Origin of the sequence: Mesorhizobium sp. M0174 (assembly GCF_040322275.1) — a bacterium.
Taxonomy (GTDB): Bacteria; Pseudomonadota; Alphaproteobacteria; order Rhizobiales; family Rhizobiaceae; genus Mesorhizobium.
In genome coordinates this window covers 215121-239217 of sequence record NZ_JAMYTB010000006.1, presented here as the reverse complement: position 1 = coordinate 239217, position 24097 = coordinate 215121, and the positions used below count along the sequence as shown (strand labels likewise).

The 24097-nt window shown below is 61.2% G+C and carries 23 protein-coding genes and 3 pseudogenes; 12 read left to right on the top strand and 14 right to left on the bottom strand.

The window, feature by feature from the left end:
- The first annotated feature begins 150 nt into the window (after positions 1-150).
- From NKJ13_RS15285 to NKJ13_RS15255, 7 genes and pseudogenes are all read left to right on the top strand, one after another.
- Positions 151-933: an ABC transporter substrate-binding protein gene (locus NKJ13_RS15285; RefSeq protein WP_023717637.1), complete on the top strand. Its 783-nt coding sequence runs from the start codon at positions 151-153 to the stop codon at positions 931-933.
- A 118-nt stretch (positions 934-1051) separates the two neighbouring features.
- A complete protein-coding gene (locus tag NKJ13_RS15280; protein ID WP_352736483.1) occupies positions 1052-1765 on the top strand; it encodes an ABC transporter permease in 714 nt (237 codons plus the stop codon).
- Positions 1762-2589: an ABC transporter permease gene (locus tag NKJ13_RS15275; RefSeq protein WP_023675012.1), complete on the top strand. Its 828-nt coding sequence runs from the start codon at positions 1762-1764 to the stop codon at positions 2587-2589. Before NKJ13_RS15280 ends, NKJ13_RS15275 begins: the two co-directional genes overlap by 4 nt.
- Positions 2590-2650: 61 nt before the next feature.
- Positions 2651-3523 (top strand): annotated as a pseudogene (locus NKJ13_RS15270) (NAD(P)-dependent oxidoreductase); the annotation flags it as partial.
- 9 nt (positions 3524-3532) lie between these two features.
- Complete coding sequence (locus NKJ13_RS15265) at positions 3533-4237, top strand: DNA alkylation repair protein (protein WP_352508417.1); 705 nt, start codon at positions 3533-3535, stop codon at positions 4235-4237.
- Positions 4238-4323: 86 nt separating this feature from the next.
- Positions 4324-4767 carry a GNAT family N-acetyltransferase gene (locus tag NKJ13_RS15260; protein ID WP_352508416.1) on the top strand — a complete coding sequence of 148 codons (444 nt, stop codon included), beginning with the start codon at positions 4324-4326 and terminating at the stop codon, positions 4765-4767.
- A gap of 68 nt (positions 4768-4835) precedes the next feature.
- Positions 4836-5408, top strand: coding sequence for a DUF3299 domain-containing protein (locus NKJ13_RS15255; RefSeq protein ID WP_352736485.1), 573 nt, complete (start codon positions 4836-4838; stop codon positions 5406-5408).
- 11 nt (positions 5409-5419) lie between these two features.
- Here the strand turns inward: NKJ13_RS15255 and NKJ13_RS15250 are convergent, their stop codons facing one another.
- From NKJ13_RS15250 to NKJ13_RS15235, 4 genes and pseudogenes are all read right to left on the bottom strand, one after another.
- Entirely contained in the window at positions 5420-5911 is a 492-nt protein-coding gene (locus tag NKJ13_RS15250; RefSeq protein WP_023675006.1) for an Lrp/AsnC family transcriptional regulator, read from the bottom strand.
- A gap of 201 nt (positions 5912-6112) precedes the next feature.
- Positions 6113-6730: pseudogene (locus tag NKJ13_RS15245) on the bottom strand (uracil-DNA glycosylase family protein); the annotation flags it as partial.
- Between the two features lie 13 nt (positions 6731-6743).
- Entirely contained in the window at positions 6744-7355 is a 612-nt protein-coding gene (locus tag NKJ13_RS15240) for a glutathione S-transferase (RefSeq protein WP_352508415.1), read from the bottom strand.
- Between the two features lie 42 nt (positions 7356-7397).
- On the bottom strand, positions 7398-8021 hold the full coding sequence (locus tag NKJ13_RS15235; RefSeq protein ID WP_352736487.1) for a thermonuclease family protein: 624 nt from the start codon (positions 8019-8021) through the stop codon (positions 7398-7400).
- A gap of 75 nt (positions 8022-8096) precedes the next feature.
- Here NKJ13_RS15235 and NKJ13_RS15230 point away from each other — a divergent pair, with 75 nt between their 5' ends.
- Positions 8097-9611, top strand: a complete 1515-nt coding sequence (locus NKJ13_RS15230) for a sensor histidine kinase (protein WP_352508413.1) — start codon at positions 8097-8099, stop codon at positions 9609-9611.
- A gap of 4 nt (positions 9612-9615) precedes the next feature.
- Here the strand turns inward: NKJ13_RS15230 and NKJ13_RS15225 are convergent, their stop codons facing one another.
- Positions 9616-10614 carry a nicotinate-nucleotide--dimethylbenzimidazole phosphoribosyltransferase gene (locus NKJ13_RS15225; protein WP_352736489.1) on the bottom strand — a complete coding sequence of 333 codons (999 nt, stop codon included), beginning with the start codon at positions 10612-10614 and terminating at the stop codon, positions 9616-9618.
- A gap of 174 nt (positions 10615-10788) precedes the next feature.
- Here NKJ13_RS15225 and NKJ13_RS15220 point away from each other — a divergent pair, with 174 nt between their 5' ends.
- A complete protein-coding gene (locus tag NKJ13_RS15220) occupies positions 10789-11022 on the top strand; it encodes a DUF1289 domain-containing protein (RefSeq protein ID WP_031193575.1) in 234 nt (77 codons plus the stop codon).
- 13 nt (positions 11023-11035) lie between these two features.
- Positions 11036-11740: a TIGR02281 family clan AA aspartic protease gene (locus NKJ13_RS15215; protein ID WP_352736491.1), complete on the top strand. Its 705-nt coding sequence runs from the start codon at positions 11036-11038 to the stop codon at positions 11738-11740.
- Between the two features lie 6 nt (positions 11741-11746).
- Here the strand turns inward: NKJ13_RS15215 and dusA are convergent, their stop codons facing one another.
- Positions 11747-12739 carry a tRNA dihydrouridine(20/20a) synthase DusA gene (gene dusA, locus NKJ13_RS15210; RefSeq protein ID WP_502899804.1) on the bottom strand — a complete coding sequence of 331 codons (993 nt, stop codon included), beginning with the start codon at positions 12737-12739 and terminating at the stop codon, positions 11747-11749.
- A gap of 308 nt (positions 12740-13047) precedes the next feature.
- Between dusA and NKJ13_RS15205 the strand changes: the two are divergent.
- Positions 13048-13975: pseudogene (locus NKJ13_RS15205) on the top strand (ABC transporter ATP-binding protein); the annotation flags it as partial.
- 592 nt (positions 13976-14567) lie between these two features.
- Here NKJ13_RS15205 and NKJ13_RS15200 read toward each other — a convergent pair.
- From NKJ13_RS15200 to NKJ13_RS15185, 4 genes are all read right to left on the bottom strand, one after another.
- Positions 14568-15605, bottom strand: coding sequence for a phosphatidylglycerol lysyltransferase domain-containing protein (locus tag NKJ13_RS15200; RefSeq protein ID WP_352736497.1), 1038 nt, complete (start codon positions 15603-15605; stop codon positions 14568-14570).
- A 227-nt stretch (positions 15606-15832) separates the two neighbouring features.
- On the bottom strand, positions 15833-16555 hold the full coding sequence (locus tag NKJ13_RS15195; RefSeq protein ID WP_254817270.1) for a glycosyltransferase: 723 nt from the start codon (positions 16553-16555) through the stop codon (positions 15833-15835).
- A gap of 108 nt (positions 16556-16663) precedes the next feature.
- Positions 16664-17437, bottom strand: a complete 774-nt coding sequence (locus NKJ13_RS15190; protein WP_352736499.1) for a glycosyltransferase family 2 protein — start codon at positions 17435-17437, stop codon at positions 16664-16666.
- Between the two features lie 112 nt (positions 17438-17549).
- A complete protein-coding gene (locus tag NKJ13_RS15185) occupies positions 17550-18713 on the bottom strand; it encodes a glycosyltransferase family 4 protein (RefSeq protein WP_352736501.1) in 1164 nt (387 codons plus the stop codon).
- Positions 18714-18938: 225 nt separating this feature from the next.
- On the opposite strand from NKJ13_RS15185, the gene NKJ13_RS15180 reads away from it, so the two are divergent.
- Positions 18939-19919 carry a glycosyltransferase family 2 protein gene (locus tag NKJ13_RS15180; RefSeq protein ID WP_352736503.1) on the top strand — a complete coding sequence of 327 codons (981 nt, stop codon included), beginning with the start codon at positions 18939-18941 and terminating at the stop codon, positions 19917-19919.
- 29 nt (positions 19920-19948) lie between these two features.
- On the opposite strand, the gene NKJ13_RS15175 is transcribed toward NKJ13_RS15180, so the two are convergent.
- The 4 genes from NKJ13_RS15175 to NKJ13_RS15160 all read right to left on the bottom strand — a co-directional run bounded on the left by NKJ13_RS15175 (position 19949) and on the right by NKJ13_RS15160 (position 24092).
- The gene (locus tag NKJ13_RS15175; RefSeq protein ID WP_352777871.1) at positions 19949-20644 is read right to left on the bottom strand and encodes a sulfotransferase family protein; all 696 of its coding nucleotides are present in this window, start codon (positions 20642-20644) and stop codon (positions 19949-19951) included.
- A gap of 14 nt (positions 20645-20658) precedes the next feature.
- Entirely contained in the window at positions 20659-21438 is a 780-nt protein-coding gene (locus NKJ13_RS15170) for a sulfotransferase domain-containing protein (protein ID WP_352736505.1), read from the bottom strand.
- A gap of 301 nt (positions 21439-21739) precedes the next feature.
- Positions 21740-22918: a glycosyltransferase family 9 protein gene (locus NKJ13_RS15165; RefSeq protein ID WP_352736507.1), complete on the bottom strand. Its 1179-nt coding sequence runs from the start codon at positions 22916-22918 to the stop codon at positions 21740-21742.
- Complete coding sequence (locus NKJ13_RS15160; protein ID WP_352736509.1) at positions 22908-24092, bottom strand: glycosyltransferase family 9 protein; 1185 nt, start codon at positions 24090-24092, stop codon at positions 22908-22910. Before NKJ13_RS15160 ends, NKJ13_RS15165 begins: the two co-directional genes overlap by 11 nt.
- Positions 24093-24097 lie beyond the last annotated feature (5 nt).

Genomic DNA, 24097 nt, shown 5'->3' with positions numbered 1-24097 from the left:
TCGCTTTCTGAACATGACCTTCCCTCAAGCGACGGTTTTGCAGTTGCTTTTTCTTGGGAAAGAATGGGAGTATCGCATCAGCGGGCGGTCAAAAGCACCGCCCACAGAGCCGTTCGGGAACGACGGCCGGGACCAACAGAGAGGACCATTATGCGTATTGCACTGCGTATCGCGCTTGCCGCTTCGGCTGCGCTGCTGACGCTTGGCGTTGCCCAGGCCCAGGAAAAGACCTTGAGGATCGGCACCGAGGGAGCCTATCCCCCATTCAACAATCTGACAGCCGACGGCCAGCTCGTAGGCTTCGATATCGACATTGCCAAGGCGCTCTGCGACGAGATGAAGGTGAAGTGCACCTTTGTCGCGCAGGACTGGGACGGCATCATTCCCGCCCTTCAGGCAGGCAAGTTCGACGCCATCGTCGCGTCGATGTCGATCACGCCGGAACGCGCCGAGAAGGTCGACTTCACCCACAAATATTACAATACGCCGCCGGCGATTGCCGCCCCCAAGGACACTGACATCAAGGGTGTAACCAAGGAAGATTTGGCCGGCAAGACGATCGGCGTGCAGGCGTCCACCACGCATTTCAACTATTCGACCAAGACTTATACCGACAGCACCGTCAAGCCGTACCCGACCGCACAGGAATACCAGCTCGATCTGGCCAATGGCCGGCTCGATGCCGCCAATGACGACATCGTCGTGCTGCAGCAATGGCTGGATTCGCCGGACGGCGCCTGCTGCAAGCTGGTCGGCACAATCAAGCCGGTCATCGAAATCCACGGTCCGGGCGCCGGCATTGCCGTGCGCAAGGGCGAGACCGACCTGGTCAACCAGTTCAATGCGGCAATCGACGCCATCCGAGCAAACGGAAAGTACAAGGAAATCAACGACAAATACTTCAAATATGACGTTTATGGCGGCGAGTCCTGATCGACCGACATACGAGGACTTGAACGGCGGGAGATTCCCGCCGTTCTTATAAGGATGCCGCGCACGAGGGGTGACGCGGCACGGGTCTCAAAGAGCCTCAAGGAGAACAGGCAGGCGGATGCAGAGCGCACTGACGCTTCTCAGTTGGGGACCCGAAGGCTGGCTCGACGACATCGCCGCGGGTGTGTTTGTCACAGTATGTCTTGCGCTGGCCACTCTGCCCTTCGGGCTGACGCTCGGCTTTTTCGTGGCGCTGGCCAAACAGTCGGAAGAGCCGTCGCTGAGACTGGCCGGGAACATCTACACCACGATTTTTCGCGGAATACCCGAGCTGCTCACGCTGTTTCTGATCTTCTTCGGCATCCCATTGATCCTGCAGTACATTGTCCGCCTAGTGAGCCCTGGAACGTCCGCCGACGTCAACAGTTTCGTCGCCGGCATGATCGCGCTCTGCTTCATTTTCTCCTCTTATTCCAGCGAGGTGTTTTTATCCGCCTTCCGCGCCATTCCAAAAGGGCAATATGAGGGAGGCTATTCGGTTGGCCTGTCCAGCGGCCAGACGATGCGGCTGATCGTGCTGCCGCAGTTGATCCGCATCGCATTACCCGGACTTGCCAATCTCTGGCTTATCCTGCTCAAGGACACCGCGCTCGTCTCGGCCGTTGGCCTCAACGAGATCCTCAGGCAGAGCGGGGTTGCCGCGCGCGTCACCAAGCATGCCTTCCTGTTTTACGGTTTTGCCGGCCTGACCTATCTCCTGCTGGCGATCGTCTCCTCCTTCGGCATCAATGCGATCGAACGAGCGGTCGGCGGCAGCGAGGTCAAGAGATGAGCCTGGCCACCGACACGCTGAAGGTCGACCGGCCGCCGCCGCCCGCACGCGGCTGGTCGCGTCAACGCATCCTCGGCCATGTCCTGGTCGGCCTGTGGATCGCTCTCGGCATTGGCATGGTCGTCTACCTGGTCGCTGCGTGGAACCCGGAGTTCTTCCAGAAATATGCACCCGGCTACATATCCGGCCTCGGCATCACCCTGTTGCTGGTTGCCATCTCGATTGTGCTTGGCGCGATCCTGTCGGTGCCGATCGCCTATGCACGCATGTCGAAGAACCCGATCCTTTCGGGGTTCGCCTATGCCTATGTCTATTTCTTTCGCGGCACGCCGCTGTTGGCGCAGACCTTCCTGGTCTACTATGGGGTCGGCTCCTTCCGGCCGGAGCTCGAGATGGTCGGACTGTGGGGCTTCTTCCGCGAAGCGTTCAACTGCGCGATCTTCGCCTTTTCGCTGAATACGGCCGCGTACCAGGCCGAGATTTTGCGTGGCGCAATCGAGAGCGTGCCGAGGGGCCAGTGGGAAGGTGCCGCCTCGCTCGGCCTGCACAAACTGCAGACGATGTGGAAGATCATCCTGCCGCAGGCGCTGATCGTCGCGTTGCGCCCGTATGGCAACGAGATCATCCTGATGATCAAGGGCTCGGCAATCGTCGCCATCATCACGGTCTACGATTTGATGGGCATCACCCGGCTCACCTATGCGCGCACCTTCGACTTTCAGTCGTACATCTGGGCGGCGATCATCTATCTGATCATCGTGGAAACATTGCGCCACGGCGTCGAGTGGATCGAACGGCGCATCACCATCCATCTGCACCGCTGACTCCCATCGCCTTGCCTGATCCGGTAAGAAGACCGCAAAGCAGGCTACTAAGGGATTCGAAAACATGGCTTCGGTGGCATTTCTTGGTCTTGGCGTCATGGGCTATTCGATGGCCGGACATCTCAAGAACAAGGGCGGTCACGACGTCACCGTCTACAACCGCACCAGGGCCAAGGCCGAGCAGTGGGTTGCCCAGCATGGTGGCAGCTTCGCCGCGACACCAGCCGAGGCGGCCGCGGGCAAGGACTTCGTCTTTTCCTGCGTCGGCAATGACGACGATCTGCGCTCGGTGACGACCGGTGCCGAAGGCGCCTTCAATTCCGTGAAGAAAGGCGCCATCTTCATCGACAACACCACGGCATCGGCGGAGGTCGCGCGCGAACTGGCGCAGCAGTCGCAAGCGCTCGGGTTTGCGTTCCTCGACGCCCCGGTCTCCGGCGGCCAGGCAGGCGCCGAGAACGGCATGCTGACCGTGATGGTCGGCGGCGAGCCCGACGCCTTCGACAGGGCCAAGCCAGTCATAGATGCTTATGCCCGCATGGTCGGATTGATGGGACCGGCCGGGGCTGGCCAGCTCACCAAGATGATCAACCAGATCTGCATCGCCGGCCTCGTTCAGGGCCTGGCCGAGGGCATCCATTTCGGCAAGAAGGCAGGGCTCGACATCGAAAAGGTCATCGAGGTGATTTCCAAGGGTGCGGCCGGTTCCTGGCAGATGGAGAACCGGCACAAGACGATGAATGCCGGCAAATATGATTTCGGCTTCGCCGTCGACTGGATGCGCAAGGATCTTGGCATCTGCCTCGCCGAGGCCGACCGCAACGGCGCCAAACTGCCGGTGACGGCACTTGTCGACCAGTTCTACAAGGACGTGCAGGCGATGGGCGGCAAGCGCTGGGACACGTCCTCGCTGCTGGCGCGGCTGGAGAAATAGGACTTCACCGTGGCCGAGCTTTCGCCTCAATCCAGCGCCGATGAAATCGTTGCTCATCTGCGCTCGATCGCCTCGGAGGAAAATCGGCTTGGCATGCTGCGCTACGGCATCAAGATCGAACGTGCGCTCGGTATCTCGCATGGCGTGCAGCGGCAGATTGCCAAGAAAATCAAGCGCAACCATGAGCGTGCCTTTGAGCTTTGGCAGACAGGCATCATGGAGGCGCAGTTCATCGCTTCCGTGACAGCCGATCCGGAGCGGTTCTCCGCCGCGGATGCAAGACGATGGGCGGCGACTTTCGACTCGTGGGATATCGTCGACGGGGTCTCCGATCTCTTTGTCGATACGGATTGCTGGAAGGAATTGATCGCCGAATTCGCGGTCGACGAACGGGAATTCGTTCGACGCACGGCTTTTGCGATGATGGCCTGGTCGGTAGTCCACCGGAAGAAGGAACCCAAGACGACCTTCCTCGAATTCCTGTCGATCATCGAAGCGCATGCGACCGACGGCCGCAATTTTGTGAAGAAGGCCGTGAACTGGGCGCTTCGTTCGATCGGCAAGCGATCGATGAATTTGCACGGCCCTGCCCTTGCCGTGGCGCTAAAACTGGCGGCCTCGACAGACAGGACCGCACGCTGGATCGGCAAGGACGCCGTGAAGGAACTTTCCGATGCCAAGACGCTCGAGCGGCTCGCCGCCAGAAAAGCTTGACCTGAGCGAAGTGCGCTTCACGGAGGTGACGCAATCGACGCGCGCCGATTTCGAAAACCTGTTCGAGCAACCCGGCGGGCTGGTGTATGGCTTGGCGCAATCTCGACCGCCGCGAGCATGTCGAGAACGACGAGAAGAAACGCGCGATGATGACGCTGATCGACGCCGGCACGCCGGTCGGCATTGTCGCCCAGATCGATGGCCGGACCGTCGGCTGGTGCTCGATTGCGCCGCGCGAGACCTACCGCAAGCTGTCACGGCAGCAGGACGATAGCGAGATGGGCATCTGGTCGATCGTCTGCTTCTATGTACCGAGAGCGCTGCGCGGCGGCGGGCTGGCAAGCGCATTGCTCGACGCGGCCATCGATCACGCCTTTGCCAAAGGCGCCAGGACGATCGAAGCCTATCCGGTCGACCAGGCGTCGCCGAGCTACAGCTTTATGGGTTTTCGGGACACGTTCGCCGCCCGCGGCTTTCGCGAGATCGGCATGACCGGCTCGCGCCGGCATGTGATGCGGCTTGAACGTTGACCTGTGGGCAGCGGCGGTTTTACTTGATGTCACCGGCAGCAAGGTCAAGGCTCAACAGTGGAGCAGCAATGAGCAACCGTCTCAATTCAGGAGCGATCCTGGCGGCCGCGGTGTTCGTGTCCATTGTGGCAGACAGCGCTTGCGCCGGGACGATGCATATTTTCTGGAAGGATCTGCGCCCGGCGACCCAGGCAGCCGCCGAAAGCGTCGGACTGCCAATGATTGCGGCCAAAATGCCGGATCATGGCGAGACGCTCTCACTCAACTTGCAGGACAAGACCGTGCAGCTCGCGGGCTATGCGCTGCCGGTCGATCGCGACGGTGATCTCGTCTACCAATTCCTGCTGGTGCCGTGGACGGGAGCCTGCAGCCACATGCCGACGCCGCCGCCCAACCAGATCGTCCTCGTCACGCCTGCACACCCTTACAGGATGTCCGAGGCCTACCAGCCGGTTTCGGTGACCGGCGCATTACGGCCGGGCATGGAGAAGAGCCAGCTTTTCATCCTTGACGGCGTCAGCGTCATCCAGTCGGGCTACACCGTGCGCAAGGCCGAGGTGGTCAATGTCGACACCGTGCCGGACACGATCACGCTGCCGGTCAACTCGCCCTGGAGTTTCCTCAACAAAAAGAAGAACTAAACAGAAGAATCTCAGGCGGCGTTCGCGCCGGACTCCTTGTCGAGCATCATGTAATCCAGCGGCATCTCGGTCGTGTATTTGATCTGCTCCATGGCGAAGGAAGACGACACGTCGCGGATCTCGATCTTGGCGATCAGCCGCTTGTAGAAGGCGTCGTAGGCGGCGATATCGGGCACCACGACGCGCAAGAGATAGTCGACGTCGCCGCTCATGCGATAGAATTCGACCACTTCCGGGAATTCCTGGATGACCTCCGAAAAGCGCCGCAGCCATTCATGGCTGTGCGAATTGGTGCGGATCGAGACGAACACCGTGACCCGCACATTGACCTTTTCATGATCGAGGATGGCGACGCGCCGCTTGATGACGCCCTCTTCCTCGAGCTTCTGGATGCGCCGCCAGCACGGCGTCGTCGACAGGCCCACCTTCTTGGCGACGTCGGCGACTGCAAGCGTCGCATCCTCCTGCAGGAGGCGGAGAATTTTTCTATCAAGGCGGTCCATTGGGTGCTCCCCTGATGCAAGTCGTCCAAGTGCGCAGCGGCCTTGGCACAACGACATGCATAAAAACAAGAATTTAACGCGCGTCCCCTCATGCGCGACGCGCTTCGAGGAATGGATTACCATAATCCCTCTTGTTCGAGCCTATTACAAGAAAGAAATTCTGCCGCACAGTACGAAAGCGAGTGATTTCTTGCTGGATGCCTAGCCGAGGCGATAGCGGATTTCCGATCTCAGAAATGGCAGCAAATCCATTTCAAACCATGGATTGCGCTTCAGCCAGCCGGTGTTGCGCCAGGACGGGTGCGGCAGCGGCAGGACTTTCGGGTCGGTCGCCGCCGCCCAGATGGCACGCCAATCCATGACCGTTTCCGTCAGCGAGGGACGGCGCGCCGCGCCCATATGCCAGCTTTGCGCGTAGATGCCGATCGTCAGCACCATATCGACTTGCGGCATCAGCGCCATCAGCGATGTGCGCCATGCCGGCGCACATTCGCGGCGCGGCGGCAGGTCGGCGCCCCTGGCGTCCTGACCGGGAAAGCAAAAGCCCATCGGCACGATGGCGAATTTGTCCGTGTCGTAAAATTCCTCGCTGCCGACGCCCAGCCAGCTTCGCAGCCGGTCGCCGGAGGCGTCGGTGAACGGCATCCCTGTAATGTGAACCTTGGTACCCGGCGCCTGGCTGGCGATCAGGATACGCGCACTCGAAGATGGCCTGAGCACGGGCCGCGGTTGGTGCGGCAGCGGCCTGGCGGCCGGGTTATCGACGCAGATGCGGCAGGCGCGTACCCTCGCCGCCAAGGCTTCCAGCTCTTCGCTCATTCGGAACTCGTTGTCAGGCGGCGGCACTCGGCCGGCTGGAGATTTCCCGATGCCAGCGCAGCACGTTGGTGCACTCTTCGGGTACCTTGATGCGAGCCGGCTTCATGAAGTCGATGGCGACCAGCCCGGTGATGTCGGCGATCGAATAGGCATCGCCGGCGATGAATTCCCTGCCGGCGAGCTCAGTGTCCAGAAATCTCAGGAATTCGATCGCCTTCGGCTTGTTGGCCTCGCCCCATTCGGGGATTTGCGGGATCTCCCATTCCCTCATTGCGGGGTGGATGTGCCGGAACGCCGCGGCGACGCAGCCGAACAGATTGAACTCCACACGTCTTTGCCACATCTCGACGATCGCCTTGCCGAGCGCGCCACGCCCGAACAAAGCCGGCTCGGGGTGCAGTTCCTCGAAGTAACGACAGATTGCGACGGATTCGGTGATGACTGTGCCGTCGTCGAGCTCGAGCACCGGCAGACGCTTCAGCGGATTGCGCGAGCTGACCGGCTGCTCTTTGTGCTCCAGCGCGCCCATGTCGACGGGCATCAGCGGAACCTGAAGTCCCTTTTCGGCCAGAAAAATCCGAACCCGACGTGGATTGGGCGCGCGCCCGCCGTCGAACAGCTTCATCTCTATCCTCCTCGTCCGTCTCGACGAACTATAGGCGACAGCTCACCAGAAGCGAAAAATTTCGCGCAAGGCGTCGCCGATCGACGCCAAGGTACCGTGCTTTCTTTCGACCAGCTCATGGCCGTGGCTCTCGCGCCAGTTCTTCGGCTCGTCGAAAGTTCCGCCCCAGATGCCGGCTTTGCCCGCGCGCGCAGCAGCTTCCTCGGTCTCGAAATCGCCAAAGGCGACCGCCCAGCCGGCCTCGACCTGCGCGCGGTTGAGATCCTTGCCGCCGGCCTTGCAGTCGCCGAGCAGCCTGCCGTAGCGGTCGCGCTGCCAGCCGCTGCAGGAGACGGCTTTGCCGGCGATCAACCGCACCAGGGACTGCCGCGCGAGCTTGCCGCAGGGATAGTCGGCACCGTCCTTGCGGCAGATCTGCGAATATTCCGGCGCATCGATGCCGCGCATGCGGATACGCTCGCCGCCGAGCGTGATGCTATCGCCGTCATTGACGGTGGCCGCGCCCTCCGTCTTGCGCGTCTCGATCCGGTCGAGGCGCGCCGCCAGGAGGATCGCCAGGCCGAGCACGATGAGTGTCAGCCCATAGTCCATTAGTCGGCGCCACAGGCTTCGCGGACGTGGCGCATAGTCTCGCTGGCGCGGCCATCGCGACCACGAACGGCTCATATGGCAAACCGTTGGTTAATCATTCGAACGTAGCTTAACGATTTGAAATTGCTGCCCGTGTAAATTGAAGACTTCATGCCCCTGCAACGCTCGACCACGGCGGACAAGTTTATTGTGGACCGCAGGAAACGCCATCGCAACAGCGATGTCGCGCGCGCGGTGCGCAAGACGCGCGACCGTCTTTCGCAGCAAGCCGGAAATCCCGACTTCGACCGCGAGCTGTTGAAGCTCCACGCGCTTTCGATGACCGGCGGCGTGATCGTCCTTCCGCTGCTCGTTCTGGCAACGGCCGCGGCAGGCTTGCTCGCGGGCATCGGCAAGGAGATCGGCGTCTGGGCGCTGTTCACATTCATCTGCTATACCATCGTTGCATTCATGGCCAAACGCGTCACTCAAGCGTCCGAGCTCAACCCGCTGGAAACGCATAGGGATTTCCTGATCGGCCATTTTCTGTGCGGGCTTGGCTGGGCTTGGTTCGCATGGCTCGGCTGCGAAACTTGCCAAATGGATCAGTTCCAGGTCGCCAAGGCGGTGGTGCTGCTGCTCGCCATGTCGGCAACCGCGATCCTGGCATCGTCCCTTCGCGGTGCGCTGTTGGCGACCTTCGCCCTCCCGGTCGCCATCTATGCCTATGCCAGTGCAAAATTATGGATGCCGGTCGAAGTGATCATGGCCGGGTTGCTGATCTCGTCGCTGCCGTTCTTCGCCTATGTGGCGCGCCAGCTCAACCGTTCCTCGCTGATGCTGTTTTCGTTCCGCTCCGAAAAGGATGCGCTGATCGCCGAAGTGGAGACGGCGAAATCGATGTCGGACGAGGCACGGCGGCGGGCGGAAGACGCCAATCTGGCGAAATCGCGTTTCCTGGCCTCGATGAGCCACGAACTGCGCACGCCGCTCAACGCCATTCTCGGCTTTTCCGAAGTAATGGCCAACGAGGTGCTCGGCCCGATGAGCAACCCGACATATCGCGACTATGCCCGTGACGTGCACGACTCCGGACAGCATCTGCTCGACCTGATCAACGAAATCCTCGACCTGTCGCGCATCGAAGCGGGCCGTTATCAGCTCAATGAGGAGCCGATGATGCTGCTTTCCGTCGTCGAGGATTGCTGCCACATGATGGAGTTGAAGGCGCGCAACAAGGACATCCGCATCGTCCAGGATTTCGAAAACGCCTTGCCGCGCCTGTTTGCCGACGAACGCGCGGTGCGGCAGATTGTGCTCAACCTCTTGTCCAATGCCATCAAGTTCACCGCGACCGGCGGCGAAATCCGCGTGCGCGTCGGCTGGACGGCGGGCGGCGGGCAATATCTCTCCGTCAAGGACAATGGGCCGGGCATACCGGAAGACGAGATTCCAATCGTGCTCTCGGCCTTCGGCCAGGGCTCGATCGCCATCAAGAGCGCCGAACAGGGTACAGGGCTTGGCCTGCCGATCGTGCAAGGCCTGCTGGCCATGCATGGCGGCGAATTCCAGCTCCATTCCCGGCTGCGCGAAGGTACCGAGGCGATCGCCATCTTCCCGCTGAGCCGGGTGATGGAGGAACTGCCGGCGCTGCCGACCAAGGCGGTTGCTTCGCGCCGGCGCTGAATGCTTAACCGCCGACCGCGGCTGCCATGCCGGAGCTGGTCAGCGCGGCCGCCTTGACCAGGCCGGCGGCAAGCGACGCTCCTACCCCCTCGCCTTGACTGACGCCCAGATCGAGCAGCGGGCGAAGGCCGAGGCGCTCGGCGGCCTTGGCATGGCCAGGCTCCGGCGACAGGCTTGCGAGGAGACAGTGATCGAGCGCGGCGGGGTTGGCGGTATGTAGGACGCCAGCGGCCGCAGTCACCGCAAACCCGTCGAGCAGCACCGGGATCTTCTGCATCCGCGCCGCCAGAATGGCGCCGCAGATCGCTGCGAATTCCCGTCCACCGACCCGGCGCAGCGCTTCCAGCGGGTCCTTCAGGCTCGCGCCGTGAAACGCGACCGCGGCATCGACCACCTCCGCCTTGCGCCTTTGCATCGCTGCGTCGGCCCCTGATCCGGGGCCGACCCAGTCGGCGCCGGTGCCGCCGAACAGTGCGGTGCAAAGGGCCGCGGCGACAGTCGAATTGCCAACGCCGAGGTCGCCAAGGCAAAGCAGGTCGGTGCCGCCGGCAATCGCCTCCATGCCGAAGGCCATGGTGGCGGCGCAACCGCGCTCGTCCAGTGCCGCATCCTCGGTGATGTCGGCTGTCGGAATCTGCAGAGCCAGATCGAACACCTTCAAGCCGAGATCGTTGGCGATGCAGATCTGGTTGATCGCTGCACCGCCGGCGGCGCAGAGCTCGACTGCATTTGCCGTAGCGGCGGCGGGGCGCGGCGAAATACCGTGGCGGGTGACGCCATGATTGCCGGCAAAGATCGCCACCAATGGTCGAGTCAACGCCGGCGGCGAGCGACCGCTCCAGCCGGCGAGCCAGGCGGCGATGTCCTCGATGCGGCCAAGCGAGCCTTCGGGCTTGTCTGCCTTGGCAAACAACTGGCGAACGCGGGTGTTGGCAACCATATCTGCCGGCGGCAGGCTCACCAGGAGGTCGCGAAAATCGTCGAAAGGCAGTGCGCTGGTCATGTCGATGGCAATCGTCCCTGTGAATTGGGGAGCGGCATAGCCGCCTTGGCGGGCCGGCACAACCTCGGCACAACTTCGAGGTATTGACGCGAACGCACCCGTTGGCGGCGCATCCCGGAGGGCTTGCATTGACTTTGTCGTTGCACCATGTGGAGGCTAGCCAAGGAAATCCTTATGACGGCCATTGAATCCCCGTGCATCCTGGTCTGCTCGATCGACATGAAAACCGGCTTCTGTTTCGGTTGCGGGCGCACGCGCGAGGAAATCGCAGCCTGGATCGACATGACCCCGCAAACCCGCCGCAGCGTGATGGCCGAGCTGCCGGCAAGGCTGGAAACGGTCGAGCGACGCCCCCGCCGGGAAACCCGTCGCAGCCGCATGGCACGCGAACGCGACGCCCTCTCGTGAACCGGCCGCAGAGATGAACCGACTGCTGTGGATTCTGATCGTCGCGATCGGGGCAGGTGTACTCCTGCTCATGCTCAACGATTCCGCCGGCAGTACATTCGGCATTGAGAATTACGATTTCAGCCAGTTGATCTGGCTTGGCGCCTTAGCGGCACTCGTCGGCGCCGGCCTGCTCAGATCGGGCAGGCCGTTGGGCACCATGGCCCGCAGCCTCGGCGCCTGGGGCGCCATCGTGCTGGCGCTGATAGCCGGCTATCAGTACCGCTATGAGTTGCAGGATTTCGCCAGCCGCGTCACCGCCGGCCTTGTTCCCGGCAGTCCGCTGGCGCTGGGCGTGGAAGAAGGCCATGCCACCGTCACCCTGGACAAGGCCGGCAGCGGCCATTTCGAAGCGCGCGTCACGATCAACGGCACGCCGATCCTGACGGTTGTCGATACCGGCGCGACCAGCACAGTGCTGACCGCCGAGGACGCTCTGGCGGCCGGGTTCAATTCGGCGGCTCTCCACTTCACCATCCCGATCTCGACCGCCAACGGCATGACGCGCGCAGCGGCGGTGCGAAGCGACGAACTGTCGATCGGCGGCATCGTGCGCAAGGACATGCCCATCATGATCGCCGCACCCGGCACCCTCGGTCAGAGCCTGCTCGGCATGAATTTCATTAGCTCGCTGTCGGGTTTCGACGTCCGTGGCGATCGCATGATCTTGCGGGATTAAGTTTGCTCAGGCCGCCTCTGCGGCCCTGCCGAAATCGACCTCGGCGAAGGCTGACTTCAGCACCTCCGGTCCGGCACCCGGCCGTGTCGCCTCGGTGGAGAGGATCTGCCGGTAGCGGCGTGCACCGGGCAGGCCGTGAAACAGCCCGACCATGTGCCGGGTGACATGCCCGAGGCGTCCGCCCTGCTCGATATGGCGTGACGCGTAATCCGCCATGGCATCGATCAGCGCGGCAAAATCGAACGACTCAGCCGTGCTGCCGTAAAACGCGGCATCGATGCCGGTCAGTATCCCTGGCGTGTGATAGGCGGCGCGGCCGAGCATGGCGCCATCGACATGGTCGAGATGCGTCAGCGCCTCTGCGAGAGATTGAATGCCGCCGTTGATGCCGATGAATTTGTTTTGTTTTCTGGCTTTCAGCCGATAGACGCGGTCATAGTCGAGCGGGGGGATGTCACGATTTTCCTTTGGGCTCAGTCCTTCCAGCCAGGCCTTGCGGGCGTGCACCCACAGCGCGTCGGCGCCGGTCGCGAAAACACCATCGGCCAACGCATCGAGTGCCGGTTCCGGATCCTGCTCATCGACGCCGATGCGGCACTTGACGGTAACCGGTATTTTCACCGCCGCCTTCATCGCCGCAACGCAATCTGCGACGAGCACAGGCGCCTTCATCAGGCAGGCTCCGAAGGTGCCCGACTGGACGCGGTCGGACGGGCAGCCGACATTGAGGTTGATTTCATCATAGCCGAAGGCTTCGCCGATGCGCGCCGCCTCGGCCAGCTTTCCCGGATCGGCGCCGCCGAGTTGCAGCGCCACCGGATGCTCGCTGTCGTCGAAGCCAAGCAGGCGCTCGCGTGCGCCGTGGATGACCGCATCGGCCACCACCATCTCGGTGTAGAGCAGCGCCTCGCGCGTCAGCTGGCGATGGAAGAACCGACAGTGCCGGTCCGTCCAGTCCATCATCGGGGCCACGGCAACTTTGTGGCGTAACATATTCATTTTTCTAGTTTCTCTGTCTCAATCCGTCCGACACTCCGTTCGAATGACAGAGCAATTTGGCAAGAGATACAACACCTAACTAACGCGATATACGATTTTGCCGCCGCAACTGAAAGCAAATTGGCATGTCACAATGTCACTGTACGCACCAGTTAGATGCCTGCCGTGGAACGATGCACCGCCGGCGGCATACCAGTCAGCCAAGGCGAAGCGTGTTGCGGGCGATCTGCCACGCGTTCGACATGCCGCCGCGCCGCCGCCTCGTCCGGCTTGCGCGACCGGATTGCATCCATGATTTCGGTCATTCGGCGATCGCCGGCTTTCAGGACCCGACTTCCGGCGATGTCTTGCTGGAAGGAAAATCACTGCTTGCAGTGCCTTCGCACAAGCGCAACATCGGCATGGTGTTCCAACGCTACACGCTGTTTCCGCATCTGACGGTGGCCGAAAACGTCGCTTTTCCGCTGCGGGTTCGCCGCCGGCCGGACGCCGAGGTGAAGAAAAAAAAGGTCGCCGACATGCTGGCCCTGGCGCGGCTCGAAAGCTTTGCCGGGCGCTTACCCGGTGCGCTGTCGGGCGGCCAGCAGCAGCGCGTCGCGCTGGCCCGGGCGCTGGCCTACGATCCTCCGATCCTTTTGATGGACGAGCCATTGTCGGCGCTCGACAAGAAGCTGCGCGAGGAAATCCAGGGCGAAATCCGCCGCATCCATCGCCAGAGCGGCATCACTATTCTCTACGTCACCCACGATCAGGAAGAGGCGCTGCATCTGTCGGACCGAATCGCCCTGTTCAAGGATGGCCGCATCGAGCAGACCGGCACCGGCGAGGATCTCTATCTCGGGCCGGCGACCGATTTCGTTGCCGGCTTCATCGGCAATTCGAATTTCCTCGCTGCCGAACATCTCGGCACCACCAACGGCACGACAACGATCCGCATGACAGACGGTTCGGTCATATCCGGCGTCAGGGCCAACGGCACGTTCGGCAAAGGCCAGAAGACCAGGCTGATGATCCGGCCCGAAGCCTTTAGCATGGAGCGGAGCCCGGCGAGCGCGGAACTGAATGTCGAGATCGTCGACATCGCATTTTACGGCGAGCGCCGGCGGATCGTCGCGCGCATCGCCGCTGGACAGGAGGTTGACATCAGGCCGACCTCCGCCGCCATGCAATCGCGTGTCGCCCTGCACCCGGCAGGTCTTTTTCGATCCGGCTGCTGCATTCCTGTTTCCGGCCTGACTAAGCCGCGATGGATCGCCGCCCTTCAACGCTTCGCAGCGATGGAAGCGTGCTTGGGAGCAAGCCGCGGTTAGGCCCATCATCAGCTTCGGTCGGCAAGCGCGCAACGTGATCGACGCTGCAGTCGGCTGATTGGATGGCGGGCGCAACTCCTGTATCCATTGACAGTCGTCATGCTCGGTTGGAAGATGAAGAAGGTCAGCGGCGATAGCCATACGGGAAGGCAATGGTCCAACCGCCAGATACCGGACACCATCCTGGCAGCGTCGTCGCGGTCATCGTCATTTGTTTGATCATCGTTGCTTTGTTCTTCATAGGCTTCAGATACTCAAGGCCGGGCCAGGGTACTCTCGTTATTCCTGGCGGTACGCAGCAGCAACCGTGAGTCCGCCCCATGGCGCCCGCTGATGTGGAGCCGTTCTCGGGCTGCCAAAAGTAGCCGGCGGGACTGGGGGACGCAGCAGAATGGTCCGGCGCTTCGCAGCCGGTCCTTTGCTTCCCGACACGGCTTTCCTTTCCCACCTAAACAACCAAGCCTGGCCGGCGTGGTATCGACCATGCTGGGAGATGACGAGCCCTCATCCACCAGGCACTAGACGGCCCTGATCAGCCGGAGCAAAGAAAGCGCTTCGAAAAAGGTCCCTTTGCGAAAGGCGAGATAGGTCGGCTCTTCGACACCATGGAACCGGCGCTTGAAGGCCGCCTGCCCCTGCAGGTTGAAGCGGGTGCGATTGACCCACGGCGATTCATAGGCACGCTGGAAGGCGCGCCGCCAGAAATCGCTTTCGGCAAACCCGCTAGGTCCGATTTCGACAAGCGGCGACAGGCCGAGGGTGACCACGGAAACACCTTCGTCGCGAAAGCGGTCGACCGCGAATTTGGTCAGGCCGATCTCGGCATGCGCCGAGGCATCGATGTGCTTGCGCTTGAACGAGGTGGTGTAGCCGATGACCTTGCCGTCGCTGAACAGCGGATCGAAATCCAGCAAGGCCACGAGCTCTCCATCCGGACCGTGCAGGACGAAACGGCGCATATCGACGCCAAGGTGATCGGCAAAAGGCCTGTTGAGAAACCTCATCTCCCAGCGCTTGACGATGCGGTCGGCCCGCCAATTCTGGGAGAGCCTGGCAATCTCGTCGAGGAAGACGGTCCCATTGTCCTCCGCGAAGGAAAACCCCTTCCTCAAGAGCCAGCGTTCGGAATAACGCACTGTCTCATTGCGCTTTCCGGAAAAGTCGTGGCCGGGCAGGACAAGCCTGGTGTCGACGCCGAGGCGGTTGACCTGATAGCCAAGTCCGGCAAGCACGTGCGCCGTCTGTTCGCCGATCTGCACGAACCACGGGCTGCCGGCAACCTCGATGAAACGTTCGATATAGTCGCGCCGATCGGCCGGGGCAGCCATTGGATCACCGAGCGCGAAGTGATGTCGCGTTTTGGTTCCGTAAGCGATGTAGCCCTGGGCATCGCCGAAGTAGTGAAGCCCCTTCTGCACGGCGGTCGAATAGGCAAGGGAAAAATCACCATGGCGACGGACCAGCGCCAGGCGCTCGACATGGTTCAGCCGCAGCCGCGGTATTTTAGGCCCGCGGTTTTCCAGGAAACGATCGAGGCGTCTTCGCAGTGACGACATGGTCGACCTTCGCGTGCCGGCTAGGCCGATGAAAGAGCTGACGGACCCCAAACCGATCATATTGCCGCGAGCTGATCCTTATCTCAGCGCGTCATGCTTCCCCAGCCGGAACCGCCAGATTCCTAGGCGCAATCTGCCCCGGTCCCGCCCCGAGGCGGCACCACGCGTTGTTGCCGACGCCGATGCCACTTCGGAAGCGCCCAGGTCACCTGCCAAACACGATGCTCTTATCGAACTGCGCTCTGAGAAGATTCTGCCTGATCGGAAGCCAGGAACTCGTCGCGTTCTGCTATCCACAAGTCGGCATAGTCGACATTCTGCCACTCGGCAAACCACGGGCCGCCGCTCGTATAGTGGACCGCCTTAGGTGTGCCGACAGCAGGCTTTTCGTTCCAGCCTTCGAGCCAATTCCACTCTACCGGCAATGAACCCAAATCTTTGTCGGCAACCCACTGCATTCGGTGAAGATAGGCGCCACTTTCCTGATTCACGACCTCTGGCGTGAGCGATTTGACCGAAGGATGCGCGCAATTGAACAGCATCAGCGACGACCAGTTTTTCCGAGGATAGGATGTCTGGACCACGCCATCCATCTTGGTTGTGGCCTTCGGCGTATAGTCATGCTGGACGCAATAGACCGCCTTGTCCGAGTCCGTATATTTCAGCAGGCCAGCGACGTCACCAAGCCACAGAAAATCGCAATCACAAAACAGGGCCCAACCCGTGTAGTCGGCGAGAAAAGGCGTGAGGAAGCGCGTGTAGGTGAACTCCGTCGAGGCGAGTGGATCTTTTTCCCGCCAATACAGCCTGCGGGCACGCATCTCGTCTTGTTTGATCGGAATGACGGAGACAGGCGCCGACGCATGTTTGAGCAGCGAGTGTCGCGCGACGTCGTACGCGATCGGCTCACGGCTGTCCCATCCGATAAATACCCTAAACGCATCAGTCATATTCACTACCCTGGCTTTCGATTTTAACGGTCGTACACTAACTAGTTGGCGATGGCTCGGCAACAATTGCGGTCAACCGAGCCGGTTTCTCACAGATTTGTCCTGGCCTCAGCCTTGCTTTTTTGGGTGGACCTGACCTCGCATTTCCAATGCGACACGCGCCCATTTCTGATAGGTGTAGCTGGCCGAATACGCGGCCACCATCGCACCAATGGAACCGTCCAGAAATCCCAGCCGGAAAATATAGCTGCGCACATAGGCCCAGACGGAACGCAAAACTGCCTTGCCTATCGAGCTTTTTCTGCCCTCGGCAAGCAGCTGCGCGGCGGATGCTTCTGCGTACCGGCCGATCTTGTCATGGGCATCTGCCAGGTCGGTGATCGAGTCGTGCTCGATCGGCTGGGACAATCGCCCGACCTTTCCGTTCAGCACTACTTTCTCGTGCACGGTGTCGTCGCTGAAGCGCCCGGAGCGGCGACGGAAGAGCCTGAGCACCAGATCGGGCGACCAGCCACTATGGCGGACAATGTGCCCGCAAAAGCGCGATCTTCTCGGTATTTCGAAGCCGTCATAGGCTTTTGGGTCGGCGATTGCGGCCCTGATTTCCGCGCCGAGCGGCGCCTCCACCCACTCATCGGCATCCAGCGAGAGGATCCAATCCCCCGTTGCCGCGGCCAGCGCACGGTTTTTTTGCGCGCCGAAACCGGGCCAATCAAGGGTCATCAAAACCTTGGCCCCCAAGTCACCGGCAATCTCCCTGGTGCTGTCGCTGCTGTCATTGTCGAGAACGATGATTTCGTCTGCAAAATCCACCGAGCGAAGGCAGCGCGCGATGGACGCCTCCTCGTTGCGGGTGATGATAATGACCGAGAGCGCCGGCACGGTCAGAAGGTTCCGGCATCAAAGCTGCCACTGTCATTCGAATGCATCTGCAGCATCGGCTCCCGGCCCGTTAGCACATTGAGGGTACTAATCTATTCAACAAAGTCGAAAATCATTTCAGATCAAGGCTTTCATACAGCGCCATCATTCGCTTGATCATGACATTGAAATCATAGTGTTCGGCCGCCGCTCTCACCCGGGCTCCGGTTTCAGGTCGTGACGCCAACTGCAGCGCGTGGGCGAGCGCTGCTGCGAGGTCACTTTCGCTGGCCGCATCGCAAACGAGCGTCGGCTCGAACCGCTCGACAAGCTCGCGCGCTCCACAGCCGGTGCTTACCACGGCGGGCAAGCCGCTGGCCATCGCTTCGATGACCACTGTGCCGAAAGGATCATAGATGGAAGGCAGCACGGCAATATCGGCCGCGCCGTACCACGGCAGCATGTCTTTCTGCGGCCCCAGCATCTTGAGCCGTGCGCCGAGACCGAGCCTGTTACCGGCCTGCCTGAAGGCGTTGGCGCGCGAATCATGGCCGATGACCCACAATTCCGGCTCGCCATCGAGCGTGGCGACAGCCTTCATCAGTGCAAGCAGTCCTTTTCGCGCAAAGCCCGAGCCGACAAACAGGACGACCGGCCTGTTTTCGTCGACGTCGAGCCGCGCGCGGAGCGCGGCCCGATGCTGTTGGCGCAGTTGCGGATTGAAGCGGTCGAGGTCCACCCCGTTGGGAATATGGTGCACATTTTCGGCCGGATAATCATAGTGACGGACAATGTCCTCGGCGACCATCTTCGAAATCGCTATGACAGCTTTGAGCCGTAGGCTGGCATAGGTTGCGCGCTCGAGGCGCAGCGTCTGGCGGTGAAAGGGGCTCAGCGCCATTGCCGCCCTGCCAAGCCGCGTCTCGAAACGCCGCCGTTCGGCAAGATAGGCGGCATGAACGCCCTCCCCGGCCCGGAAAACATCGCAGCACGGGAGGCGATCGTTGCTCTGCACCAGCGCGGGTGGCATCTCGGCGATCTTGCGGCAGGCGGCTTGAGCAAAGGACGCCGCCCGCAGCGAACGCGGAAAGCGGCGGCCGGCGCAATGGATGAATTCTATGCCTTCATAGCGCGGCCAGTCGCCGGAGAGCACGGCCACCGACCGCTGACGCGCGGCAAATGCAGCCATGATGTTTTCCAGCATGATCTCGCCGCCGCCAAAGGGCGCATAACGCTGGCGCACGAACAGGATCGGCCTGTCGAATTGATTTTCGATGCCACGAATGCCGGCATGCATTGGGTCAGGGCTCCGGCCTTGTTGCCATCTGACGATGTCTATAGAGGCCAGCGCGCATCGGCAACAGTTGGAGAGCTCACTCGCGGAACTCAGAACAGGCCTGTGTCCATTGTCCGCGACTGCTTGCGATTTGCCTGACGGTGCTGCATGTAGAAATTAACTGCAAACAGCGGATCAGCGCCAGCTCCAGCCGGATAGTGACCGCTATGAGGGGGAATCGACGGCTTGAGCAAAGCAACCTGGCCCGCCATTGTCCGCCGGACGATTACCGACACCGCCATATATCGGCTGAGACACACCTTCGGAAGACGGGCAGAAGTGTCATCGCTGCGGCCGATAACGCCCCTCAAAGTGAATGACCTGCCTTTGATCCTCGTCATCCGCAACGAGGCGGACAGGCTACGCCCGTTCCTGAAGCACTATCGCGAGCTCGGCGTCACCAGATTCGCCGTCCTCGATGATCGCTCAACCGACGGAACAGCTGAGCTTCTGGCCGAGCAGCCAGATGTCGATCTATTCAGCTCGCCGCTCACCTATTCTCAGTCGGACCTGGGAAACCTTTGGCGGCAGCGTCTTGTGCAGATTTATGGTCAGCCTCGCTGGTATCTGACCGTCGATGCGGACGAATATCTTGTCTATGACGGCATGGATCAGAATCCGCTCGGCGCGATGGCCGCCTGGCTCAAGCGGCGCGGAATGACACGCCTGCTGGCGCCGATGATCGACATGTATCCGAGCGGAAACATCTGGGACGTACCCTTCGATCCCATCGTGCCGCCATGGCAGGTTGCGGACCATTTCGACGGCAGCGGCTATGAGGTGACGAGGAGCCCCCGGCATCTCAAGATCACAGGCGGCCCGAGGACCCGGCTTTTCGCCAGGCAGCACAAGTTGACCAAGTTTCCTCTGATATATGTTGATCGCCAGACGATTTTTACGTCGATTCACGCACCGCTGCCCTACTGGCGAAACTATATAAAGGGATTGGCCGGCCTGCTTCATTTCAAGTTCTTCGCCGATTTCAACGACAAGGCGCAGGTCGCGGTGGCGGAAGGTCAGTATTGGAACGGCGCTTCCAAATATCGCCAGTATCATGAGGTATCGAGCGGTAAAGCCGCTCTCAGCGCGATGAGCGAACAGTCAATGCTGTACGAAGGCGCTCACAGCCTATTCCAAACGGGTTTGATCGACAAAATTGATTGGTAGACGGCACTCCGGCAGATGCCGAACCAACATCATGCATAACCGAACGCTTTCATGAGCTGGGCACCTCGTCCTTGTACCAGGTCCTGTAACTCGGCGTTTCCAAGTTCGGAGCGCCATCTCCCGCTCCCGTCATAGATTGGCTGATTGACCTGGTGGTTCCGGAGCACCTCGTGTGGCGTCTCGACGCTGGCGTCGGTCGGCTTGAACCATTGCTGCGGGTTCTTGTGGTAGTCGAGGAGATCCGGGCTGAAGGTCACATCAAGAAAGCCGCATATCTGCTCGACCACTTTGGCCGGTTTCTCGACCAGATCCTCATAGCGATAGATCAGCACATCCGGCTTTCCCCGTTCCGCGAGAACCAGCGCATTATCGTTGATCCAGCGGTCGAGAGCCTCCTGTGGGTCGTCAAGTCGTTTCGTCAGCGACGCCACGACGTCGCGCCCGTCTCGCACCGGCATGATGAAACGCGCGCCGGGCACGAGCCGGCGAATGCGGGCCACACGGCGGATATGCCGCGGCGTCTTTTCAAGCAGCACGTTCTTTCCAGCCTCGCGCGCCGCCCGCTTCAGTTTCCAGAAGCGGAACATGGCCAGTGGCGTCCACTTGAAGAAAATGTTGGTTTCCTGGAGCGGCAGGTAGACGTCAGGATGCGACGCAAGGATCGTTGCAATCAACGTCGTCCCGCTATGGCCGCAGCCGCAAATGAATCCGGTCCGCATCACCATGTCGGCAATGCCCCCTAACCCAAGGCGACCCGGGCGCGGTTATCGACGCGAGCATAGCACAAGCCGTTCGTGCTAAAGACCTTGTCCAGCTTCTCCCAATATTCGAACTTGGCCAACTGCTCGTCACAATAGGCCACGTCGTTCTCGGAAAGATATTCGCCGTAACCGCCTATCTTACCCTTGCGCACCTTGAAGCTTTCGGGATCATTCGCATCGCGCGGCTGTAATATCTTGCCGTATCGATCGGACAGATCACCGGTCGATTCACTCACTTTCATCTTGTCGAAGGTTCGGTTGTTCGCCACGTCGACAAGCGTCTGATCGTCAGCCTGCTGGTTCAGGAATCCAAGGATCGCGCGAAGGACACCAGCCGTATCCCGATGCATATCTTCATATTGAAGATACCGGATTTCGCGCATCCGGGGCATGGCTGCGAACCATTGCAGATTGAACCTGATGATCTTTTCAATCCCATGATTGTCGCTTCTGATAAAATCACTGAACGATCCGGCTGGAAGCATGTGGCGCTTCTGAACCTGAAAGTACCCTGAGACCACCGTATCTCTTGGGTCGCGAACAAGCATTATTGTTCTTCTCTTCTTGTATCGAGATTTATTCTCCTTGAGGCTCGATTTTGGTCGAAGTAACTTGTGGTCGGTTCCGTCGTGAATGTATTGAACTTCAACCCCGAGATCATCCAGCATGACACGCAGCCACGTGCGCCCTGATTTTGGAAAGGATACGATAAGAGGAAGAGCCGGCGCTTTGGCCTGGAAAAATTTTAGAAAGGACATGGGAGAGACCTCCTTTAGATTATCAGAGCTGGCGCCCGAACCGCTGCCGGCCAGACCAACCCCATTACTGGGCGCCTAAGCCTACGGCTGATTCGAACACAAGGCAGAAATACCGGCAAGAATTGCGATCCTCTGCGGGGCGAATTGGCCTTTACTATATCCCGGTTCGGAATGCCTTATGTTTTTTGGCCTGTTGCGACGAGTGTTCGACACGGGCGCTCCATTCCGCGATCCGTCGGCCGAACGCTTAATGCGGATCGCGTCGATGCGTATTCAGTGACGCGCTTTCGGACGACATGCATTAGCCACTCACTTTTGTGATCCATGGCGCCAGGATGGCCTCGGCCTCGCTCATCACCACGGACCAGGGGCGTTCCCGTTTCGAGACCAGCACGGCCGATGGATAGTAGGGCGTGCGGTCGCCCTCGACCGGCCAGGAGCGCTTGAAGCCGTCGCCCAGAATGAAAACCGAGGGGATGCCGAGCGCGCCCGCCAGATGCGCTCCGGTATTGCTGATGGTCACCACGGCGTCCATCGCGGCAACCTGCGCGGCGAAAAGGTCCATGTCGACGAGCTGATCGACCGATCTGTCATAAAGGATGCGCTCCGGCTCACCGTCGGTCAGGATCTTCAGATCGGTCTCGATCTGGCCGTACTGCAGCGAGACGAACCGGAGGTCCGGGCGGCCGATCAGGTTTCGCCAGGCGGCAAGCGGCGGCAGGTCTTTGCCGGGATTGGAGCTGCCCCATGCGATACCGACCAACGGCCGCCCTTCCTTCCGGTAGCGGGCGCGAAGTTCAGCGACCCGGGCCGGATCCGGCTTAAGGGGCACGAAATGCTCGCGGATCGTTGCCTCGTCGGTCTCGAAAACGGCAGTCAGATGCTGGACGCCGGCGAAGGCCTGCGCCTCGGCATAGACGGCCTTGCCGCCAGCGCCGACCGGCCGCACATCGGCAGTTGGAAAAGTGCGCTGAAAGAGCGGTACCAGGCGGCGCTCGACAAGGACGATCGAACAGGCGGCGCGCGCCAGGGCACAGCCGACGGAGCTCGCATGATGGATCGCGGTGGCCAGACCCTGCTTTTCCGTTTCCATCAGATCGATCAGCAACGTCTGGCCAGAAATATCCTGGCCCAGCCACTCGCCATCGACGCGGCCGTTGACGATGTGGCGTCGTGCAATCCTGAGTTCGGCGGCTGCGCCATAGGCGCCCATCCGCATCAGCGCCTTGCTGAGCTCGTCGAGCAGGTGGACCTCGCCCCTCGATTTTGCAATGGATCCAAGAGCCAGGGCTTTCGGCAGTGCCGCCGGCCAATCGCGGGACTCGACGCTCCGCCGATAATCCGCCATCTGATCGGCAATGTCGCCGTCACGCCAGCGAAGGAAGAGCTGCCGCCGGTGACGTCGGAACCAGACCTTGTATTTGTAGCCTGCAAGCGCGACAGCGCGGCGCAACCGGCCGAGAAGTAGGCTACCTTCCATCGCCAGCTCCGCCGATGATTTGCATGAGGCGTCCGCCTGCTTCCTGCACTGCCGACGCCCAGGCTCGGCCGCCTTTTCGGACCAGTCGAACGCTCGGATATGCGGCGACGGTCTCGCCGAAGGCAGGCCAGGACAGTCGAAACCCGTCGTCGAGCATGACAACCGTCGGCACGCCGAGCGCTCCCGCCAGGTTGGCACCGGTATTGCTGATCGTCACCACCGCGTCGAGCGCCGCGATTTGGGCGGCAAAGCGGTCCATGTCCGTCAACTGATCGACGGAAGCATCATGGATGATGCGCCCCGGCGCGTGGCGCTTAAACTCGGAGAGGGCCGGCCCGACATCGCCATATTGCAAGCTGACGAGGCGCCCCGGCAGGCTGGCGAACAGCGTCCGCCAGTCGTCCAGGGCCGGCAGATCCTTGCTCTTGTTGAGGCTTCCCCAGGCAAATCCGATCAGGGGACCTGGGCCGCCATCGAGATAGGTGCCGCGCAGCTCGGCAACCAGTCGGCGGTCCGGCTCCAGCGGAACGAAGGGCGCGCGTGCCGCCGGGTCGTCCGGCCAGAAATGCTTTGCGAGTGTCTCGAAACCGGCAACGACATCGGCGTCCACTGCCGCCATGTCCTCTTCCCCTTCAATCCTGACATCGAGCGCAGGATATGTTCTGCGATAAAGCGGTGCCAGTCGCGGCTCGACGAAGACGATGCATCGACCGGCAGCCGCGACGACTGGACCAAGCAGCGACGCGAACTGGAAAAAGATCGCCAGGTCGCCTTCGCGACGATCGACGAGAAGCGTGCGACCCGCAAGATCACTGCCATCCCAATCGGGTCTGCCGCGCTGCTTGCTCGCCGCCATCAACTGCCAGATGCGATTTCCTCCGTCGAGACGCCTCAGTCCGCGCCCCGCTTTCTTGATCAGGCCGAGATCGCCAAGCTGCTCACCAAGCGCGCCAAGCGCCAGTGCATGGTCGCGAGCAGTTTGCCAGTCACCACGCTGCACGCTTTCCTCCATCAGCCTCATATGCCTTTCGGCACTTTCGTCGGCGTGGCGCGAGGGCCGTCTAAGAAGTTCCTTTGCCCGCTCGAGAACCTTCTGCAGCCGCTTGCCGGCGGCGCCTTGCGGGCGCAGATCGGCGGTTTTTGCTTTCTGAAGGACGGTTCGTCTGTTCTGCACGGCGA

Excerpts from the sequence above, each read along its gene's own strand:
- NKJ13_RS15255 (WP_352736485.1), top strand. The coding sequence starts at position 4,836 with ATGAGCAACCGTCTCAATTCAGGAGCGATCCTGGCGGCCGCGGTGTTC.
- NKJ13_RS15165 (WP_352736507.1), bottom strand. The coding sequence starts at position 22,918 with ATGGAAGGTAGCCTACTTCTCGGCCGGTTGCGCCGCGCTGTCGCGCTT.
- NKJ13_RS15215 (WP_352736491.1), top strand. The coding sequence starts at position 11,036 with ATGAACCGACTGCTGTGGATTCTGATCGTCGCGATCGGGGCAGGTGTA.
- NKJ13_RS15235 (WP_352736487.1), bottom strand. The coding sequence starts at position 8,021 with ATGAGCCGTTCGTGGTCGCGATGGCCGCGCCAGCGAGACTATGCGCCA.
- NKJ13_RS15185 (WP_352736501.1), bottom strand. The coding sequence starts at position 18,713 with ATGCATGCCGGCATTCGTGGCATCGAAAATCAATTCGACAGGCCGATC.
- NKJ13_RS15175 (WP_352777871.1), bottom strand. The coding sequence starts at position 20,644 with ATGGTGATGCGGACCGGATTCATTTGCGGCTGCGGCCATAGCGGGACG.
- NKJ13_RS15250 (WP_023675006.1), bottom strand. The coding sequence starts at position 5,911 with ATGGACCGCCTTGATAGAAAAATTCTCCGCCTCCTGCAGGAGGATGCG.
- NKJ13_RS15275 (WP_023675012.1), top strand. The coding sequence starts at position 1,762 with ATGAGCCTGGCCACCGACACGCTGAAGGTCGACCGGCCGCCGCCGCCC.
- NKJ13_RS15240 (WP_352508415.1), bottom strand. The coding sequence starts at position 7,355 with ATGAAGCTGTTCGACGGCGGGCGCGCGCCCAATCCACGTCGGGTTCGG.
- NKJ13_RS15220 (WP_031193575.1), top strand. The coding sequence starts at position 10,789 with ATGACGGCCATTGAATCCCCGTGCATCCTGGTCTGCTCGATCGACATG.
- NKJ13_RS15225 (WP_352736489.1), bottom strand. The coding sequence starts at position 10,614 with ATGACCAGCGCACTGCCTTTCGACGATTTTCGCGACCTCCTGGTGAGC.
- NKJ13_RS15260 (WP_352508416.1), top strand. The coding sequence starts at position 4,324 with ATGGCTTGGCGCAATCTCGACCGCCGCGAGCATGTCGAGAACGACGAG.
- NKJ13_RS15230 (WP_352508413.1), top strand. The coding sequence starts at position 8,097 with ATGCCCCTGCAACGCTCGACCACGGCGGACAAGTTTATTGTGGACCGC.
- NKJ13_RS15170 (WP_352736505.1), bottom strand. The coding sequence starts at position 21,438 with ATGTCCTTTCTAAAATTTTTCCAGGCCAAAGCGCCGGCTCTTCCTCTT.
- dusA (WP_502899804.1), bottom strand. The coding sequence starts at position 12,739 with ATGAATATGTTACGCCACAAAGTTGCCGTGGCCCCGATGATGGACTGG.
- NKJ13_RS15285 (WP_023717637.1), top strand. The coding sequence starts at position 151 with ATGCGTATTGCACTGCGTATCGCGCTTGCCGCTTCGGCTGCGCTGCTG.
- NKJ13_RS15195 (WP_254817270.1), bottom strand. The coding sequence starts at position 16,555 with ATGACTGATGCGTTTAGGGTATTTATCGGATGGGACAGCCGTGAGCCG.
- NKJ13_RS15280 (WP_352736483.1), top strand. The coding sequence starts at position 1,052 with ATGCAGAGCGCACTGACGCTTCTCAGTTGGGGACCCGAAGGCTGGCTC.
- NKJ13_RS15200 (WP_352736497.1), bottom strand. The coding sequence starts at position 15,605 with ATGTCGTCACTGCGAAGACGCCTCGATCGTTTCCTGGAAAACCGCGGG.